Consider the following 16,293-nt stretch of genomic DNA (forward strand, 5'->3'; position numbering starts at 1 on the left):
CGCAATCGCGTGGCTTCACCACAAAAAATAAACCGCATCTGGAGGACGACACATGAAACGCCTGTCGCTGAAGGCCACCACCACCGTGCTGGTGATGTTGTGCCTGATGTATTTCATCACCTATGTGGATCGCGTCAACGTCAGTACGGCAGCGGGGCAGTTCAAGAGCGAGCTCGGCCTCAGCAATACGCAGCTCGGCATCATTTTTTCGGCATTCGCGTATCCGTACGTGATCTTCCAGTTTGTCGGCGGATGGGTCAGCGACCGCTTCGGCGCGCGCCGCACGCTGCTTGCATGTGCGGCAATCTGGGCCGTGGCGACCGCGCTGACCGGCATGGCGGGCGGTTTCGCTTCGCTGATCGCGGCGCGCCTGCTGCTGGGTCTCGGCGAAGGCGCGACGTTTCCGGCCTCGACCAGCGCGATGGCCTCGTGGATCGCCCGTGACAAGCGCGGCATGGCACAGGGCATCACGCACTCGTCCGCGCGGCTGGGCAACGCCATCGCACCGATGCTGGTCCTCACGCTGATGACCGCGTTCAACTGGCGCTTTTCGTTCTATCTGCTCGGTGCAATGAGCGCCGTCTGGCTGGTCCTCTGGTATCTGACCTACACGGAGCGTCCCGTCGATCACCCGCGCATCACGCGCGCCGAACTGGATAAACTGCCGCCTCCCAGGACGCGTCCGATCGATCCGCGCGGCACGTGGATGCGCCTGTATAAACGCATGGCACCGATCTCGGCGGTGTACTTCTGCTACAACTGGATCCTGTGGCTGATGCTCGACTGGATGCCGCTGTACTTCATGCATTCGTTCCACCTGAACATCAGGAAGGCCGTGGTGTTCACCTCGGGCGTATTCGTGGCGGGCGTGATCGGCGATCTCGTCGGCGGCATAGTGAGCGACCGCCTGTTGCGCAAGACCGGCAACGTCAAGCTTGCGCGCAGCTATCTGGTGGCCTCGTGTATGGCGTTGACCGCGCTGTCGCTGGTTCCCGTCGTGCTGCTGCACGATCCGATGATTTCGCTGATCTTCCTTGCCGCGGCGATGTTCTTCAACGAAATGAACGTCGGCCCGATGTGGGCGATTCCGATGGACGTCGCCTACGATCGCTCCGGCACGGCCAGCGGCATCATGAGCGGCACCGGCTTCACTGCGGCGATCGTGAGCCCAGTCATCGCCGGGTTGGTCGCCGACCGGTTGCACAGCTGGGATCTGACGTTCGTACTGTCGATCGGCGTGATGCTCTTCGGCATCGTGCTGAGCTTCTTCATGAAGCCGAACATACCGTTTTCGAATGACGCGACGCAGCCGCGCAGCGAATCGCAACGCAAGGAGGACGCGCTGTCGGGCGCTTGACACTTCAGCATAAAATAAATCGCATTGATGTAAGCACGGTTTTTCAATCTATTTTGCTTATCCGATGCGGGGCGCTAATCTCGGCATATCGTCCCCCCCAAGGAACACATCGGAAGGCAATCATGCAAGCTTCAACCCTGAAAGTCCGCGTCGATGCTTTGTGCGAAGAAGCGCACGGCGTCCGCTCGTTCAGCATTTCGCGGCTCGACGGGCTGCCGTTCGAGCGCTACGAACCCGGCGCCCATATCGACGTCACGAGTCCTTCGGGCGTCACGCGGCAATACTCGTTGTGCGGCGACCCGGAGTGTATCGAGTCGCAGATTTTCGCGGTGAAGAAGGAGGAGCAATCGCGCGGCGGCTCGCGCTCGCTTCATGAAGAGGTGAGCGTCGGCACCGAACTGTCGGTCGGCGCGCCGCGCAACCTTTTTCATCTCGAAGAAAGCGCGGACGAGCACATCCTGATCGGCGCGGGCATCGGCATTACGCCGTTGCTGTCGATGGCTTATCGGCTCGCCGCGCGGCACGCGCGTTTCACGCTGCACTATTTCGCCCGCAGCGAGGCGCACGCGGCCTTCATGACGCTGCTCACGCGCGAGCCGTTCGCACGGCACGTGAAGCTGCATTTCGGCGTGCAGCCCGAGGAGCTGAAACCCGCGCTCGATGCGTGCCTGCTCGATGCCGGCGCGAACGCGCATGTCTACACGTGCGGTCCCTCGCCGTTCATGGATTTTGTCGTAGCGAGCGCTCAGCAACGCTTGCCCGCGGAAGCGATTCATCTAGAACGTTTCAAGGCGGAGCCGGCTCCCGTGGCCGAAGCATCGCTCGATAGCTTCGACGTGCAATTGGCGAGCAGCGGTCAGACCGTGCGAGTCGATGCGAACACGTCGATCGTCGACGCGCTCGCGTCGATCGGTATCGAAGTGGACACGTCATGCGGCGAAGGCGTGTGCGGTACCTGCATGGCCGATGTGGTCAGCGGCGAGCCCGAGCATCGCGATCACTGCCTGAGCAAGGCCGAGCGCGCAAGCAATAGCGTGATCTGCTGCTGCGTGTCGCGCTCGCGAACCCCCGTGCTCGTGCTCGACCTCTGATTCACCTGCGCGCAATCACATTTTCTCGAATCCCGCGAGGATCTCGGTGATGAGGCCACGCATCCACGCGATGCCTTCGTCTTCGTGGAAGTGCTCGTGCCAGTGCATCGTCACGGCGGCCTTCGGCAGCGGCACGGGCAGTGCATAGATCCGGAACGCGTCGCCGCGGTTGAGGATATGCGCGAGCCGTTCGGGCAGCGTCGCGAACAGATCCGTCGCGGCCAGCACGCCAGACACCGCGACGAAGTGCGGCAACGCGAACGCGATGTTGCGGCCGACGCCTTGCGCACGCAGCGCGTCGTCGAGCGCATGGTGGCTATGTTCGAGCGAGCGCACCTGGATGTGCGACGCGGCCAGAAACCGGTCGAGCTTCAGCGTGTCACCGCTCGGCAGGTCGCGGCGCTTGCGCGTCATGCACACATACGATTCCTCGAACAGCAGGCTATGCCGCGTGCGCGGCAGCAGCGACGGCAGATTGCCGATCGCGAAGTCCAACCGGCTCGAGCGCAGCGCCTCTTCGATCTCCTCCACCGGCAATGGCTCGACGACCAGCTTCACGCGCGGCGCGGACTTCTGCAGCGCCGCGCACAGCGCGGGCAGATAGGCCATTTCGCCCGCATCCGATAGCGACAGACGAAACGTGCGCGTGCTCCACGCCGGATCGAAACGTTCCGCGTAACGCAGCGCCTGACGCACGGTATCGAGCGCGTGGCCGACGATTTCCGCGAGCTCGAGCGCGACGGGGGTCGGCTGCATACCCGCGCGCGTGCGGATAAAGAGCGGATCGTCGAACATCGTGCGCAGACGGCCGAGCGAGTAGCTGACCGCGGGCTGCGACAGCGCGAGGCGTTCGCCCGCTTTCGTCAGGCTGCGCTCCTCGACGATCGCCTGAAACACCCTCAGCAGATTGAGATCGACGTGGTCGATGGAGGTCATGGGGTCTCTTGTGATATCAGCCGAACTTATTCGGCAACCTGTTTTTAATCGATTTGACGCATGATCGTCGCAAAGCGAGACTGATGTCAACGAGAGGATGCGCTGATGTGTTGCACGCGACTCGTCGCGTCGATGTGCGTCTTCATTCCAACCACGCAACTGTTCCCCGCATACGATGAGTACGCCGACCTATCAAACCATCGACACCAGCGCTTTAGCCAGGCGCGCCGAGGCCGATCGCATCGCGCCTTCCCTGTACTACGATCCCGAGCTGTTCGAAGTCGAACTGGAGCGCATTTTCTACAAGACGTGGATCTGGGTCGCGCATGACAGCGAGCTGCCGAAGCCTGGCGATTTCATCACGACGACGATCGGCCGGCAGCCGGTGATCGTTGTGCGCGACAAGAGCGGCGCGGTCAACGTGCTGCAAAACCGCTGCCGGCATCGCGGCGCGACCGTGTGCGAAGAGCACAAGGGCAATGCGAAGGGCTTCACGTGCCCGTATCACAGCTGGTCTTATGCGCTCGACGGCACGCTGCGCGCTCTGCCGTACGGCGACGGTTACGAAGGCGTCTGCGAAAAGGGCGATCTGCCGCTGAAGAAGCTGCGCGTGGGCGTCTATCAGGGCCTCATTTTCGCGAGCTTCAACGAAACGATCGAACCGCTCGAAGACTTCCTCGGCGGCGCGAAGCCGTGGATCGACCTGTTCATGAAGCAGGGCGCGGGCTATCCGATCAAGGCCAACGGCGAGCACAAGTTCAAGTTCAAGGGCAACTGGAAGATCCAGCTCGAAAACACGACGGATCTGTACCACTTCCCGGTCGTGCACAAGTCGTGGATGAAGTCGATCGACGACGAGACCGCCGCCGCGATCACGAGCTTCATGACGAGCGACCAGGCGTTCTGCCGCTCGCTCGGCAACGGTCACAGCCTCGCGGTGCTGATGCCCGAGATCGTCGATCTGGACCGCGACGATGGCGCGCCGCTGCCCGAGCGCTTCAGCGAACTCGCCGCGCAACTCGCGCAAAAGCACCCGCCGGAAGAAGTGCGCCGCATCGTGCGCTCGCTGATGGGCGTCGGCTTCAACCTGAACCTGTTCCCGAATCTCGCGCTGTCGATGGCGTTCTTCCGCGTGCTGCGGCCGATTTCCGCCGAGGAAACGGAGATTCGCCACGTCGCGCTCGCGATGGACGGCGGTCCTGAAGAAGCGAACCGCGTGCGCCTGCGCATTCACGAGCACTTCCAGGGCCCGTTCGGCTTCGGCAGTCCCGACGACGCCGAAGCGTGGGAGCGCGTGCAGCGCGGCTCGCATGCGGGACCGGACGTACCGATCCTCGTCAATCGCGGTCTGAATCGCGAAACGACCGCCGCGAACGGCGAGAAAACCGCCCACGCAACCGATGAAACCGGCATGCGCGAAGCCTACAAGCAATGGCGCGCAATGATGGAGCAGGCATGATGGACGACAGAAACGCACTCTTTTCCCACCAGACCTTTGCGCGCGCGATCGAGTTCATCTGGCGCGAAGCCGAATTGCTCGATCGACGCGACTATCGCGAGTGGCTCGAGTTGTGGGACCCGGCGGGCCACTACGTGGTGCCGATCGATCCGAAGGCGACCGATTACGCGGCAACGCTGAACTACGCGTACGACGATCAGCACATGCGCGAGCTGCGCGTGCAGCGCATGACGTCCGGCTATTCGGCATCCGCGTCGGATGCCGCGCGCACGGTGCGCACGGTGTCGCGCTTCACGCTCGCGAGCGATAGCGCGGACGTGGTCGAAGTGAAGTCGTCGCAGATCATCATCGCGTACAAGCGCGGCACGTCGACGATCTTCGCGGCCGATCTGACGCACAAGATCAGCATGGCGAGCGGCGAGCCGCGTCTCGTCGAGAAAGTGATCCGCCTGATCGATTCCACCGATGCGCTGAGCGCGATCGGCTTCCTGCTCTGACCGGTCATCATGCCGACACTCGAAGTGTATTTGCCGCAAGGCCATGCGGACGAACGCAAGGCGAAGCTGATTCAAGGGTTGACCGATGCGACCGTCGAGGCAATCGCCGCGCCCGCGGAGTCCGTGCGCATTCTGCTATCGGAGCTGGCGGCAACGAACGCCGGTCTTGCCGGCAAGCTCACGCCTGCCGCGTTGCCGGTCATCATCGCAATCCTGATAGCGGGTCGCACCGACGCGCAGAAAGTCGCGTTGATTGCCCAGCTATCCGAAACGATCGCCGCGATCCTCGACGTGCCGCTGCCTTCCACGCGCGTGATGATCAAAGACATTCCCAACACGGACTTCGGCATCGGCGGCAAGACTGCGCGGGCGCTGGGCCGCTAGCTTCGCGATGCGCTCAGGCTTGGGACTGCAGGCGCAAGTGCTGGCGGTCGTCAATCTCGGCCTCGCGCGCGCGGCGCTCACGCAGATCGCGCGGGAAGGCGCCGACGTCGTGAACCGCGCGTATCGGCTGGGCGGCACGGTGGCGATCTATCGCAACCATCCGCTGCAACGTCTCGCGCGCGATGCGATGGTCGTCACGCAACACGCCTTCCTCGGCGAAGGCAATTACGACGGAGCCGGCGCCGTGTTCGTCGGCGTGCAGGCGATTCCCGGCTACCTGTGAGCTCTCTTCAATCAATCGAACCAAGGAATGGTCCCATGAGCGACAACCGAAACCTGCCTTTGCGTGTGCTGTTCTGCTGCGGCGTCTCGCAGAACTTCTTCGACTTGCCGCGCGAACAGATCGGCGAAGTGTGGCAAGCGTACGGCAAGATGCTGAACGCGATCGAAGCGATGGAAAACGTGCGCGTGCTGGGCGTGATGGACGACGATCGGCTCGTGGTCGGCAACGCCGATGGCGCGCCGTGGACGTTCTACATCATGGCCGACGTCGCCGACTTCGATACCGCGGTGGCCGTGTGCAATCTGTATCGGACGACGCCGGTCGGTGACTACAACCTGTGGCGCTACGGCAAGATCGAGGCGCGCGTGGGCCGTGCGCTGACGGTGCCGCCAGCGGTCGCCAACCATGCGTGACGCGATGACCGATCCGGCTATCGACGCGCTGCTCGCGCGCGTCAAAGCGCTAGAAGCACAGAACGCGGTGCGTAAGACGATCGCGCGCTATATGGCGCTGTGCGATGTGCCCATGCGCGCGCTCGAAGGCGAGGCGCTCGCCGCGCTGTTCGCCGAAGACGCGATCTGGGAAGGCATCGGCCCGCAGTACGCGAACAAGTTCGGGCGTCTCGAAGGGCCGGCGCAGATCGTCGCGATGCTGCAGCGTTATCTGCCGCCCACGCCGCACTTCGCGACCAACGTACACTTTCTGACTGCGGAGCATATCGAGGTGAACGGCGACACGGCGAAGGGTCGCTGGATCATGTTGCAGGCTTCGGGTTATGTCGATGCGAAAGCGGAGCTGATCGCGGCGCGCCTCGAAATCGACTTCGTGCCCGCCACTCACGATGCGGGCGCGACATGGCTGATCCGCCATTTCCGTACCGAGCGTCTTTTCGATGCACCGTGGCAAGTCAACCCGGCCCAGGGAGTTTCGGCATGAGCGCATTTCTGCAGACATTCGATCTGAGCGCGACGGACAACGCCGACGCGCCGACGATCGCGATCAAGGACAGCATCGACGTCGCCGGCTACGCGACGACCGCGGCAAGCCGCGCGCTTGCCGACGCACCGCTTGCATCGGAGCACGCCGAAGTCGTGCGGCGTTTGCTCGACGCCGGCTGGCGCGTCACTGGCAAGACCAACATGCACGAACTCGCGTTCGGCATGACCGGCATCAACGACTTTTCCGGCACGCCGGTCAATCCGCAGGACGCGGCACGCATTCCGGGCGGATCGTCGAGCGGGTCCGCGTCGGCGGTCGGGCAGAAGTTCGTGGACGCCGCGCTCGGTACCGACACCGGTGGCTCGGTGCGCGGTCCCGCCGCATGCTGCGGCGTTATCGGGCTGAAGCCGACGTTCGGCCGCGTGTCGCGGCACGGCGTGGCGCCGCGCGTCACGACACTCGACTGCGTTGGACCGATTACGCGCGAGACGGACACGCTGATTCGCGTGATGACGGCGATCGATCCTTCGTTTCGCGCTGACGATGCGTGTCGAGACGTTTCGCAGTTGCGCATTGGCATGGTCGCAGTCGACGCGGATGACGACATCGCCAAAGCAATCGCCGACGCTGTCGGAAAGTCCGAACTCGCCACGCAAGCGATCGAACTCGCGTCGCTGAAGGACGCATTCACGGCCGGCCTCGCGGTGATCAACGCGGAGACATCGCGCGCATTTGGCCATCTGGTGGCAAGCGGCAAGCTCGGCGCCGATATCGAAGCGCGCCTGCGCGCGGCCGCGGCCACGAGCGCCGCCGATCTCGACGCGGCGGAACGCGTGCGCCGCACGTTCACTGACGAAGTGGACCGCGCGCTCGACCGGGTCGACGTACTCGTGCTGCCGACGCTGCCTGCATTGCCGATCACGCTCGAAGCGGCACGCGCAGGCACGTCGGTGATCGGCATGTCGTCGTTGATCCGGCCGTTCAACCTGAGCGGGCATCCAGCGCTGAGCCTGCCCGTTCCGATCGAACGCTCGACGCTGAAGGCGGGCCTGCAAATCATCGGTCGCAAGAACGACGACGAAACGGTGTGCGCGGTCGCCGCGCACCTCGATGCGCGCCTCGCGCAATCCGCCTGAACGCAATCAAGGAGTCAGCAACATGTCGAACAGAATCGTGCTCGTGACGGGCGCCGCGCGCGGACTTGGCGCCGTTGTAGCGCGTCGTTTTCACGAAGCAGGCTACAGGGTCGCGCTGGCCGATATCGCGATCGAACCCGCGCAAGCGCTCGCGCATGAACTCAGCAGCGACGGCTCGAGCGCCTGCGCAATCCGGCTCGACGTCACGCGCAAGGTGGACTTCGAGGCGGCGCGCGACGCGTTGCTCGAACGTTGGGGCGGCGTGGACGCGCTCGTCAACAATGCGGGCGCCTCGAAGGTCGTGCCCGTGATGGACATTACCGCCGAGCAGTTCGATCAGGTCATCAACGTGAATCTGCGCAGCGTGCTGTTCGGCTGCCAGGTATTCGGGCAGTACTTCGCGCAGCGCGGCGTGGGCCGCATCGTCAATGTCGCGTCGCTGGCGGGGCAGAATGGCGGCTCGGCAACGGGCGCGCACTATGCGGCCGCGAAGGGCGGCGTGCTGACGCTGACCAAGGTCTTCGCGCGCGATCTCGCCGCGCGCGGTGTGACAGTCAACGCGATCTCGCCGGGGCCGCTCGATTTGCCGCTCGTTCACGAGAGCGTGGCGGCGGGCAAGCTGGCAAAAGTGATCGAAGCGATACCGGTCGGCAAGCTCGGGGCCGCGTCGTATGTTGCCGATGTCGCGGTGATGCTCGCTTCCGGTGACGCTTATTTCGCCAATGGCGCGTGCTGGGACGTCAACGGAGGCCTGTACATGCGCTGATGCGTCTGCAAGGGCCGAGGCGGCCGGGTCATTCCGGCCGCTCGTCCGACGGGCTCCATACTTCGAGCACGCCGCGCACGAGGGTCGGAATCGACGAAGCGCCGAGCTTTTCCTTGATGCTCGCGCGATGCACGTCCACGGTTTTCACACTGATCGACAGATCCACCGCGATGACCTTGCTCGGCTTCCCCTCGATCAAACCGTGCAGCACTTCCTTCTCGCGCGACGTGAGCGAGTTGATCCGCTCACGCAGTTCGAGTTGGCGCATGTGTTTCGCGTGACGCTGGGACGCGAGTTTCATCGCGCGTTGAATGCGCTCGAGCATCTGCTGCGAGTTGTACGGCTTCTCGACGAAGTCGATCGCGCCGTGTTGCAGAGCGCGCACCGACATCGGGATATCGCCGTGGCCGCTGACGAAAATGATCGGCAAGGTTGCGCCGCGACGGTTCAGTTCTTCCTGCACGTCGAAGCCGCTCACCACCGGCATGCGGACGTCCAGCACGAGACAGCCGGGCACGTTGATGTCGAAGGCGCGCAGGAAATCCGCGGCGCTGACGAAGCCCTGCGACTGGATGCCGACCGATTCGAGCAGCCACGCGAGCGATGTGCGCATGCCGCTGTCGCCGTCGACGATATAGACGATGGGGGCGGCATCGGTGACGGGGGGCGGTCGCTTCGCGGCATTGGAAATGGGCAGACGCGTGCATGGAAAAGGCACGCGGGAATGATCGTCAGAGGGCTTTCATGATAGCCGGCCGAAAAGCGGCCGCAAAGCCTCGCTAACACTACCGGTTCATCTTGCGATGACTGGCAACCGAACACCGGAGACTTCAATATGTCGGGCCAACCAGTACGAGCTGATGCCGGGATCGATGAAAACCGCCAGCAGTTCAGACAGGCGATGGCGCACCTCGGCGCGGCGGTCAACGTGATCACCACGGCGGCCCCGCACGGCTGCTGCGGCATCACGGCGAGCGCGGTGTGCTCGGTCACCGACACGCCGCCGACGCTGCTGATCTGCCTGAACCGGTCGAGCGCGATGCACGCGGTGTTCGTCGGAAACCGTGATGTGTGTATCAACGTGCTGCCCGCGAGCCTCGAAAGTATCGCGCGGCACTTTGCGGGCATGACCAGTCTTTCGATGGAGGATCGCTTCAAGCTGCCTGTCCGGGATCAGGGAGAGAACGACGTGCCGGTGCTGCGCGGCGCGCTCGCGAGCTTGCAGGGGAAGATCGTGGAAGCGAAGGAAGTCGGCTCGCACTCGGTCATGTTCGTGGAGACCACGCAGATTCGCGTGCGCGCCGACGGTGACAGCCTGATTTACTTCGACCGGAATTTTCACCGGGTGCCGCGCGCGTGGAAGGGGCAATGAGTCATTTGAAGCGCTGCCGGCCAGCTCGGGCTCCGGCAGCGCTTACGTTGTCGCTCCGGACATGGCTCCCGTAAAACCTCACCATTACCCGGACCTCCTGGAACTCCTCACCATTCGCACTACTTCAGCAACGCCATCTGCACGACCTTGACGATCACGAGCGCGATCGCGAGCAGCAGATAGCCGCGCAGCACGCTCATCCAGACGCGTTTGGTTAGCGTCAGACGCGGCGGCGGCAGTTCGTCGAGCGGCGGCATGCGCCACGTGTTGCGGGCGTCCTTCGCATAGAACGGAGCCGGCTCGGCCGCGGACTCGCCGCGCAGCTTGCGCATCCCGAAGCTCGCCACATACCCGACGACCGCGAGCAACGTGCCGCCCGCCAGGACTTCGATGATCGTTTCCGCCGCGATGTCCGGATAGATCACCGACGCGGTCAGGATGATCGACAGCATCACGAGCACCCAGATCACCGCGCCGGTAAACAGATTGAGCTTCTTCGAATTGGCCCACGGACCGAGCACCGCGCGATCGTTGCACAGCAGCAGCAGGAACACGGTCGCGCTCGGCAGCAGTACGCCGGCGAGCGTCTGCACCGCTTCGGTCAACAGACCGAGCGGGCTGCCTGGAATCAGCACCAATGCCGCGGCGGCCGCGACGATCGCGAAGTACACGACGTAGAAGCCCTTCGCATCCGACACGCTACGGTGCAGCGAATGGCGGATCTTGAACACGTCGCCGATCGCATAGGCGGTCGATAGCGACACAGCCGCCGCGCCGATCACGCACGCGTCGAACAGTGCGATCGCGAACAGCACGGCCGAGGTACGTCCCGCGTATCTCTCGAGACCAGCGATCACACCGCCCGCGTCCGTGAAGTTGCCGAACCCGGGCCGTCCGTCGAACAGCGCCGCGCTGAACGAGATCATCGCGACCGCGCCGATCAGCACGAACACGATGCCGATCCACAGGTCGGCTTTTTCGTAGTTCATGAAGCGCGGCGTGATGCGCTTGTCGACCACATAGCTCTGCTGGAAGAAGAGCTGCCACGGAGCAACCGTCGTGCCGACGATGCCGATTACGAGCAGCATCACGTCGGACAGCTTCGAGTGCGCGGGCCAGTTCGGAATGAAGAAGTCGCGCGCGATCTGGCCGACCGGCGGGTGAATCGACACGAGCACCGGCACGAGCAGCAGGCTCAACACGCACAGCGCGACCGCGAAACGCTCGAAGCGGCGGAAGTCGCCGGTGCTGACGGCGGCCATCGTCAGCGCCGCGGCGATACACACGCCCGCGATCTTCGAGACGCCGAAGAAGTCGAGCACGAACGTGATGCCGATGAATTCCGTCACGATGGTTAGCGCGTTCAGCAGGAACAGATCGACGACGCTGAACGCGCCCCAGAACTTGCCGAAGCGCTCGAAAATAAGCCGCGCGTGGCCCACGCCCGTGACCGCACCGAGCCGCAACACCATCTCCTGATTGACGAACAGCACCGGCACCAGCAACAGCATGGTCCACAGCAACGTGGTGCCGTAGTTCTGGCCGGCCTGCGTGTAGATGCCGAATGCGCCCGCGTCGTTGTCGCCGACCATCACGATCAGACCGGGGCCGAGGATCGCGAGCAGCGTGCGCAGGCGCGCCCACCAGCTCGTGCGTGGCGCGATGTCATGGTGAGCGATCGTGCCGAGCGCGCCCTTGATATCGCCGACGTGTGCCGAATCGAGCACGGCGCTGCGCGCGGAGGAAATGTTCGTCGGAGTAGACATCTCGTTCTCTCCTGGTTGTATTTGTCGAAGGTCGGATCGCGAAACGCTATGCCACGCGCGACATCACGCGACGGCAGAAGGCGATGAACGGATGCGGTGCGTGTAGCACGAGCATGCCGTCGTAATGGGCACGCGATTCCTGCACACGCGGGAACTGCGAAAGAAGGAGGCCGAATTGCATGAGGGATCTCCGTGCGCCGGTTTCGACGCGCTGGTGGAAAGCCAGCAGACACGGAGGCCGCGTATGTCCGGGCGCGGCGGTGGAGGTCTACTCGCTTTCCTCAGTTGATAGAACGGGGAAGCGGCATAAGGGATAACTGTCACTGTCGGGCATGGCGGCTCCTTGTCGGTGTGTAGCGGGGACTGCGTTCGAGCGTCTGAAGCGTTCGCTACGCACGTTCGCTACGCACGTTCGCTACACACGTGTTTATCCACGCGTTCGCGCGCACTGCGTTGAACTGTTTGCGTTGACTGACAACGCGCGCGCAAACGCGACCGCAAGCGCAAGGCTCGCGATGCGACGCCGTATCGGCGCGGGAACGCGCGTGAACGCGGCGTTCGTCATGCGGATACGACGTTACTTTAGGTGCACGGGAAGAAACTGCGGCGCGCACCGTCTGCCAACTGGCAAGACGGCGGCTGATGAAGAGAGCGCGGACGTCCTGCCGGTCAGGCAGCGAATCTGTTCGAAAGTCGGCTACTGCAGGTGTCCAAGGCATGAGCCCCATTGGTGATGATTTTTCAATTCTAGGGTTCGCCTTCCGCCGAGGTCAACCTGTTTCTTAAGCAGAGCAGAAAAAATGTGCGGCGCGCGACGGTGGGCACTTTGAATGACATGCGGGTCGAGGCCGATATAGGGGGGAGGTCGAACAGGCGGCACCGATCCGTCCGGCCGATGCCACCACGCCGTGCTCACTGATTGGCGCGCCGTCGCTCGGTCAGCCGGTTATGCACGCTTCTGACGCCGCGAACCGATCGCGCGGCGTTGCCGGCTCGCGCGATTTGCGATTGCCGCGGCACCGTGCCGGTCAGCGTAACGATGCCGTGACGCGCTTCGACGCGGATGTTCGCCGAATTGAGGTTCGTGGTGCGCGTGAAAGCGCGGCGGACGTCGCGTACGATTGCGCTGTCGGACCGGTTGTTGTTCCGGTTCGAAGCCGCTGGGACCGACTGGCTTTGCATCGACGCATCGTTCGGCATCTCGCGCGTCTGTGCGTGTGCATAGGTCGCGCAAGTCGCGATGGCCACCGCGAACATTGCACCGAGGATTCTGCTCGCGCCGTTTGTTTTCATTCTTCCTCCTTTGCCGGTTTGTCAGGAACTTCCGTTCGAGCCGCGTGCTGCCAGCGGAGAAGAGGCGGCGCAACGCACTACCGCCTCGCGACGAGTAATCGACCGTCGGCTCCGATTATATTCTGCGGCGCACGCGCCGATAGCGATAGGTGAGAAGATTCGGGAGCCGCCGAGGTGAGAATATGCGCACCTGTACGCGCACTTCAAAGTTGAAGGTGAGGGAATTCGGGAGTCGCCTGGGCGGTGCTACAAATTGCGAATGGTTTCCTGAGAAACTAATATCGCATTCCCAACCTTGCTTCCTTTTCGTCAGGTTCGCCCACGTCGATGCAACGTTTCCGTCAGAGGCGTCATGCGGTCCGACCGTCTCGCCGGAGGCCGGCGAAGGCGGCGCGCACAAGAGACAAAGGCGCTGCTCGAACGCGAGACGGTCGACGAAGACCGTCGCATCATCTGATCGCGTTAAGCGATGCCGCACAGGCGCTCGTCCCCGAACTCGCGCAATTGGACGATCAGAATAACGACGAATTTTGCGGCCATCTGCCCGCGCAGCTTAGAACGGCAATCGTCGACGCGATGAAGAACGTCGTCGCGGTGCGCGGGCTGAAGAACGTGCCGATCGAATGAACGTGGCGCGTGCATCGCGTCAAAGGTGAGGACTTTCGGGAGTCGCGCGCGGGCGGTTCTTTTGCAACTAACCGGCCGGGCCAGGAACGGCACAAACCGCGCGGCAAGAGGCTCGCGGGACTGCGCGCATTTATGCCTGTCAGCCATAGGTGAGGATATTCGGGAGCCGTCGATGCTGTATCGGGCGACAGCCCGTCGTGCTGATGTGCAAAACGCGCTTCATGCAGTCGCCGATCATGGCATCCGTCGCGGTGACCGTGCGCCGGCTGTGTAACGTAAGTCGTTGAATGTCCAGGCGATCTGCCGCGTACGCGGCCGGCATCGGCGAAGCGATCCGGCTGCGTTCGATCAAAGGTGAGGGATTTCGGGAGCGGTGTGTGAGCGCCGCAATGCGCACGCTGAAATGCCTCCTCGAGTCCTCTTTTCACCTCAAAGGTGAGGCTTTTCGGGGGCAATGGCGACGGTAGCTGACGCCGATCCGCCACTGCTCCGTGCTTGAGGTGAGGATTTTCGGGAGCGCAAATACCCGGCGGCAATAGCCCGTTCAGGCCGATTTCGCGATCTCGCGAATGTCCGCGACCGGCGTCTGCCCGAACGCATCGCTGAGCGCATAGTCGATCAGCTGCGCCGCGCATTGCTCGGGCGTCGACAGTTGGCCGTTGCGCTTCAGCTCGTCGAAGCGCTGGCGCATCGGGAACTGCTCTTCGCCGCTACCGCGAATTTGCGCCTGCATGTCCGTATCGATCACACCCGGCGCGAGGCTGCAGATGCGCAGCGCGCGATTCGCGTCGAGCGCGACGGCGCGCGCGTGATGATCGAGCGCGGCCTTGGTCGCGCAGTAGATGCTCCAGCCCGGATACGCGTTGCGCGCCGCGCCGCTCGAAATGTGCACGATGCGGCGGTCGGTTGCGTCGACGGCCGCGGCGGCGAGCGCGCTCGCGAGCATCAGCGGCGTCGCGACGTTCAGGCTCACCGCGTCCGCGACGCTCGCGGCGTCCTGTCCTTCGATGGGCCCGATCGGCTGCATCATGCCCGCGTTGTTGATCAGCAGCACCGTCTGCGCGCCGCGCACGAAGTTGCTCAGTGCGTCGGTGGCTATCCATTGCGCGACGCGTGCGGGCTCGGCCAGCGGCAGCTCGATCTCTTCGAGCCGCGCGGCAAAGCGCGCCTTCAGCGCGGCATGCCGCGAGCGCGACAGACCCAGCACCGTGACGTTGCGCGCGAGCAGTTCTTCGGCGAGCGCTGCGCCCAGGCCGCGCGTATGGCCGGTGACGATCGCGCGAATCGGAGAAGAGGAGGTCATGTCGTTCCTGGTGATCGTTGACGTGCAGAGTCGACGATTTTCTCACGCCGTATTCACACGGGGCGAAAGCGCCCGCGATACTGCACCGGCGTCACGCCAAGCCGCTTCGTAAACACGATGCGCATGCGGTCGGCGGTGCCGAAGCCGCAATCGTAGGCGATCGTCTTCAGCGCCGCGGCGCTGCTTTCGAGCAGCTTGCGTGCGGCATCCACGCGCGCGCGTTCGACGAATTCATGCGGCGTCACGCCGGTTTCCTGCACGAACACGCGCGCGAAGTTACGCGCGCTCATGCCCGCGACGTCGGCGAGCTGCTTGACGGTGAAGCTGTCATGGATACGCGCCATCACGTGCGCCTGCACTTTCGCGGCGGGCGAGGTGTCGTCGGCGGGCGCGGTCAGATAGGGGCTGAATTGCGACTGACCGCCTTGCCGCTGCGCGAACACGACGAGCCGCTTGGCGACCGCGAGCGCGGTATGCGGAACGTGATCCTCGGCCACCAGCGCGAGCGACAGATCGATGCCGGCCGTCACGCCCGCAGAGGTGACCAGCGGCCCGTCGCGCAGATAGATGCGATCGAAGTCGACCCGCGCGCGCGGAAACTGCGCGGCGAGTTGCGCGGCGTGCTGCCAGTGCGTCGTCACATGGCGCCCATCGAGCAGGCCCGCGTGACCGAGCGCGAAAGCGCCGGTGCAGATCGAGCCGTAGCGGGCGCAACGTGTCGCGACGTTGGCGAGCCAGTAGAGCAGGCGCGCGTCCGGCACTTCGTTGTGCGGTAGCGCGGGACCGCCGGCGACGAGCGCGAGATCGAACGGTTCGCGCGACTGCTCGAAGGTCGCGTCCGCCACCAGCGTCATCCCGTTCGACGCGCGCAGCGGCGCCGGGTCCGCGGCCAGCAGCTTGACCTCGTAGTGCCGCGTGGGCGCGACGAAGCGGTTCGCTTCGGAGAACACGTCGACGGGACCGGCGACGTCGAGTGCCTGCACTCCTGGGAAGATCGCGATCGCGACGGTGGGCATCGGATGACTTCCTTTGACGGGGAACGTGAAGGGCACGCCGCGGCAGTCAACGCTGTGCGTTTGGCAGT

The 16,293-nt window shown here is 64.0% G+C and carries 19 protein-coding genes; 12 read left to right on the top strand and 7 right to left on the bottom strand.

Annotation, left to right across the window (positions count from 1 at the left end; translation table 11 throughout):
• The first annotated feature begins 52 nt into the window (after positions 1–52).
• Together OKW41_RS03825 and OKW41_RS03830 are read left to right on the top strand one after the other, a co-directional pair.
• Positions 53–1,357, top strand: coding sequence for an MFS transporter (locus OKW41_RS03825; protein ID WP_429571628.1), 1,305 nt, complete (start codon positions 53–55; stop codon positions 1,355–1,357).
• A 122-nt stretch (positions 1,358–1,479) separates the two neighbouring features.
• A complete protein-coding gene (locus OKW41_RS03830) occupies positions 1,480–2,448 on the top strand; it encodes a PDR/VanB family oxidoreductase (protein WP_429571629.1) in 969 nt (322 codons plus the stop codon).
• Between the two features lie 15 nt (positions 2,449–2,463).
• Here the strand turns inward: OKW41_RS03830 and OKW41_RS03835 are convergent, their stop codons facing one another.
• The gene (locus OKW41_RS03835; protein WP_429571630.1) at positions 2,464–3,384 is read right to left on the bottom strand and encodes a LysR family transcriptional regulator; all 921 of its coding nucleotides are present in this window, start codon (positions 3,382–3,384) and stop codon (positions 2,464–2,466) included.
• A gap of 175 nt (positions 3,385–3,559) precedes the next feature.
• On the opposite strand from OKW41_RS03835, the gene OKW41_RS03840 reads away from it, so the two are divergent.
• From OKW41_RS03840 to OKW41_RS03875, 8 genes are read left to right on the top strand one after another with little or no spacing between them, the layout of a single operon-like run.
• The gene (locus OKW41_RS03840; RefSeq protein ID WP_184037866.1) at positions 3,560–4,843 is read left to right on the top strand and encodes an aromatic ring-hydroxylating oxygenase subunit alpha; all 1,284 of its coding nucleotides are present in this window, start codon (positions 3,560–3,562) and stop codon (positions 4,841–4,843) included.
• Positions 4,840–5,340 (top strand): aromatic-ring-hydroxylating dioxygenase subunit beta, encoded by a 501-nt coding sequence (locus OKW41_RS03845; protein ID WP_429571631.1) that lies wholly within the window; start codon positions 4,840–4,842, stop codon positions 5,338–5,340. The genes OKW41_RS03840 and OKW41_RS03845 overlap by 4 nt, the downstream gene beginning before the upstream one ends.
• Positions 5,341–5,349: 9 nt before the next feature.
• Complete coding sequence (locus tag OKW41_RS03850) at positions 5,350–5,724, top strand: tautomerase family protein (protein ID WP_429571632.1); 375 nt, start codon at positions 5,350–5,352, stop codon at positions 5,722–5,724.
• 19 nt (positions 5,725–5,743) lie between these two features.
• Entirely contained in the window at positions 5,744–6,007 is a 264-nt protein-coding gene (locus OKW41_RS03855) for a hypothetical protein (protein WP_429573346.1), read from the top strand.
• A 35-nt stretch (positions 6,008–6,042) separates the two neighbouring features.
• Positions 6,043–6,420 (top strand): hypothetical protein, encoded by a 378-nt coding sequence (locus OKW41_RS03860; RefSeq protein WP_184073051.1) that lies wholly within the window; start codon positions 6,043–6,045, stop codon positions 6,418–6,420.
• Complete coding sequence (locus tag OKW41_RS03865) at positions 6,413–6,943, top strand: nuclear transport factor 2 family protein (protein ID WP_429571633.1); 531 nt, start codon at positions 6,413–6,415, stop codon at positions 6,941–6,943. Before OKW41_RS03860 ends, OKW41_RS03865 begins: the two co-directional genes overlap by 8 nt.
• On the top strand, positions 6,940–8,082 hold the full coding sequence (locus OKW41_RS03870; protein WP_429571634.1) for an amidase: 1,143 nt from the start codon (positions 6,940–6,942) through the stop codon (positions 8,080–8,082). The genes OKW41_RS03865 and OKW41_RS03870 overlap by 4 nt, the downstream gene beginning before the upstream one ends.
• 22 nt (positions 8,083–8,104) lie before the next feature.
• Positions 8,105–8,848, top strand: a complete 744-nt coding sequence (locus OKW41_RS03875; RefSeq protein ID WP_429571635.1) for an SDR family NAD(P)-dependent oxidoreductase — start codon at positions 8,105–8,107, stop codon at positions 8,846–8,848.
• A gap of 28 nt (positions 8,849–8,876) precedes the next feature.
• Here the strand turns inward: OKW41_RS03875 and OKW41_RS03880 are convergent, their stop codons facing one another.
• The gene (locus OKW41_RS03880; RefSeq protein WP_429571636.1) at positions 8,877–9,566 is read right to left on the bottom strand and encodes a response regulator transcription factor; all 690 of its coding nucleotides are present in this window, start codon (positions 9,564–9,566) and stop codon (positions 8,877–8,879) included.
• Positions 9,567–9,683: 117 nt separating this feature from the next.
• Here OKW41_RS03880 and OKW41_RS03885 point away from each other — a divergent pair, with 117 nt between their 5' ends.
• Entirely contained in the window at positions 9,684–10,220 is a 537-nt protein-coding gene (locus OKW41_RS03885; RefSeq protein WP_429571637.1) for a flavin reductase, read from the top strand.
• Between the two features lie 119 nt (positions 10,221–10,339).
• Here OKW41_RS03885 and OKW41_RS03890 read toward each other — a convergent pair whose 3' ends face one another.
• The 3 genes from OKW41_RS03890 to OKW41_RS03900 form a co-directional block, all read right to left on the bottom strand.
• A complete protein-coding gene (locus OKW41_RS03890) occupies positions 10,340–11,986 on the bottom strand; it encodes an NRAMP family divalent metal transporter (RefSeq protein WP_429571638.1) in 1,647 nt (548 codons plus the stop codon).
• A 46-nt stretch (positions 11,987–12,032) separates the two neighbouring features.
• Entirely contained in the window at positions 12,033–12,167 is a 135-nt protein-coding gene (locus OKW41_RS03895; RefSeq protein WP_018424053.1) for a hypothetical protein, read from the bottom strand.
• 731 nt (positions 12,168–12,898) lie between these two features.
• Positions 12,899–13,279, bottom strand: coding sequence for a BON domain-containing protein (locus OKW41_RS03900; RefSeq protein WP_429444821.1), 381 nt, complete (start codon positions 13,277–13,279; stop codon positions 12,899–12,901).
• Between the two features lie 504 nt (positions 13,280–13,783).
• On the opposite strand from OKW41_RS03900, the gene OKW41_RS03905 reads away from it, so the two are divergent.
• On the top strand, positions 13,784–13,906 hold the full coding sequence (locus OKW41_RS03905) for a hypothetical protein (protein WP_429444823.1): 123 nt from the start codon (positions 13,784–13,786) through the stop codon (positions 13,904–13,906).
• Positions 13,907–14,450: 544 nt separating this feature from the next.
• Here OKW41_RS03905 and OKW41_RS03910 read toward each other — a convergent pair.
• The gene (locus OKW41_RS03910) at positions 14,451–15,209 is read right to left on the bottom strand and encodes an SDR family oxidoreductase (protein ID WP_429571639.1); all 759 of its coding nucleotides are present in this window, start codon (positions 15,207–15,209) and stop codon (positions 14,451–14,453) included.
• Positions 15,210–15,262: 53 nt separating this feature from the next.
• Positions 15,263–16,225 carry a GlxA family transcriptional regulator gene (locus OKW41_RS03915; RefSeq protein ID WP_429571640.1) on the bottom strand — a complete coding sequence of 321 codons (963 nt, stop codon included), beginning with the start codon at positions 16,223–16,225 and terminating at the stop codon, positions 15,263–15,265.
• Positions 16,226–16,293: the final 68 nt, after the last annotated feature.

This window comes from Paraburkholderia sp. UCT70, from assembly GCF_050434085.1.
GTDB classification, from domain to species: Bacteria; Pseudomonadota; Gammaproteobacteria; order Burkholderiales; family Burkholderiaceae; genus Paraburkholderia; species Paraburkholderia tuberum.

What these genes read in the sequence shown, in the direction of transcription:
- OKW41_RS03825 (WP_429571628.1), top strand. Translation starts at nt 53, where the DNA reads ATGAAACGCCTGTCGCTGAAGGCCACCACCACCGTGCTGGTGATGTTG.
- OKW41_RS03830 (WP_429571629.1), top strand. Translation starts at nt 1,480, where the DNA reads ATGCAAGCTTCAACCCTGAAAGTCCGCGTCGATGCTTTGTGCGAAGAA.
- OKW41_RS03835 (WP_429571630.1), bottom strand. Translation starts at nt 3,384, where the DNA reads ATGACCTCCATCGACCACGTCGATCTCAATCTGCTGAGGGTGTTTCAG.
- OKW41_RS03840 (WP_184037866.1), top strand. Translation starts at nt 3,560, where the DNA reads ATGAGTACGCCGACCTATCAAACCATCGACACCAGCGCTTTAGCCAGG.
- OKW41_RS03845 (WP_429571631.1), top strand. Translation starts at nt 4,840, where the DNA reads ATGATGGACGACAGAAACGCACTCTTTTCCCACCAGACCTTTGCGCGC.
- OKW41_RS03850 (WP_429571632.1), top strand. Translation starts at nt 5,350, where the DNA reads ATGCCGACACTCGAAGTGTATTTGCCGCAAGGCCATGCGGACGAACGC.
- OKW41_RS03860 (WP_184073051.1), top strand. Translation starts at nt 6,043, where the DNA reads ATGAGCGACAACCGAAACCTGCCTTTGCGTGTGCTGTTCTGCTGCGGC.
- OKW41_RS03865 (WP_429571633.1), top strand. Translation starts at nt 6,413, where the DNA reads ATGCGTGACGCGATGACCGATCCGGCTATCGACGCGCTGCTCGCGCGC.
- OKW41_RS03870 (WP_429571634.1), top strand. Translation starts at nt 6,940, where the DNA reads ATGAGCGCATTTCTGCAGACATTCGATCTGAGCGCGACGGACAACGCC.
- OKW41_RS03875 (WP_429571635.1), top strand. Translation starts at nt 8,105, where the DNA reads ATGTCGAACAGAATCGTGCTCGTGACGGGCGCCGCGCGCGGACTTGGC.
- OKW41_RS03885 (WP_429571637.1), top strand. Translation starts at nt 9,684, where the DNA reads ATGTCGGGCCAACCAGTACGAGCTGATGCCGGGATCGATGAAAACCGC.
- OKW41_RS03890 (WP_429571638.1), bottom strand. Translation starts at nt 11,986, where the DNA reads ATGTCTACTCCGACGAACATTTCCTCCGCGCGCAGCGCCGTGCTCGAT.
- OKW41_RS03895 (WP_018424053.1), bottom strand. Translation starts at nt 12,167, where the DNA reads ATGCAATTCGGCCTCCTTCTTTCGCAGTTCCCGCGTGTGCAGGAATCG.
- OKW41_RS03900 (WP_429444821.1), bottom strand. Translation starts at nt 13,279, where the DNA reads ATGAAAACAAACGGCGCGAGCAGAATCCTCGGTGCAATGTTCGCGGTG.
- OKW41_RS03910 (WP_429571639.1), bottom strand. Translation starts at nt 15,209, where the DNA reads ATGACCTCCTCTTCTCCGATTCGCGCGATCGTCACCGGCCATACGCGC.
- OKW41_RS03915 (WP_429571640.1), bottom strand. Translation starts at nt 16,225, where the DNA reads ATGCCCACCGTCGCGATCGCGATCTTCCCAGGAGTGCAGGCACTCGAC.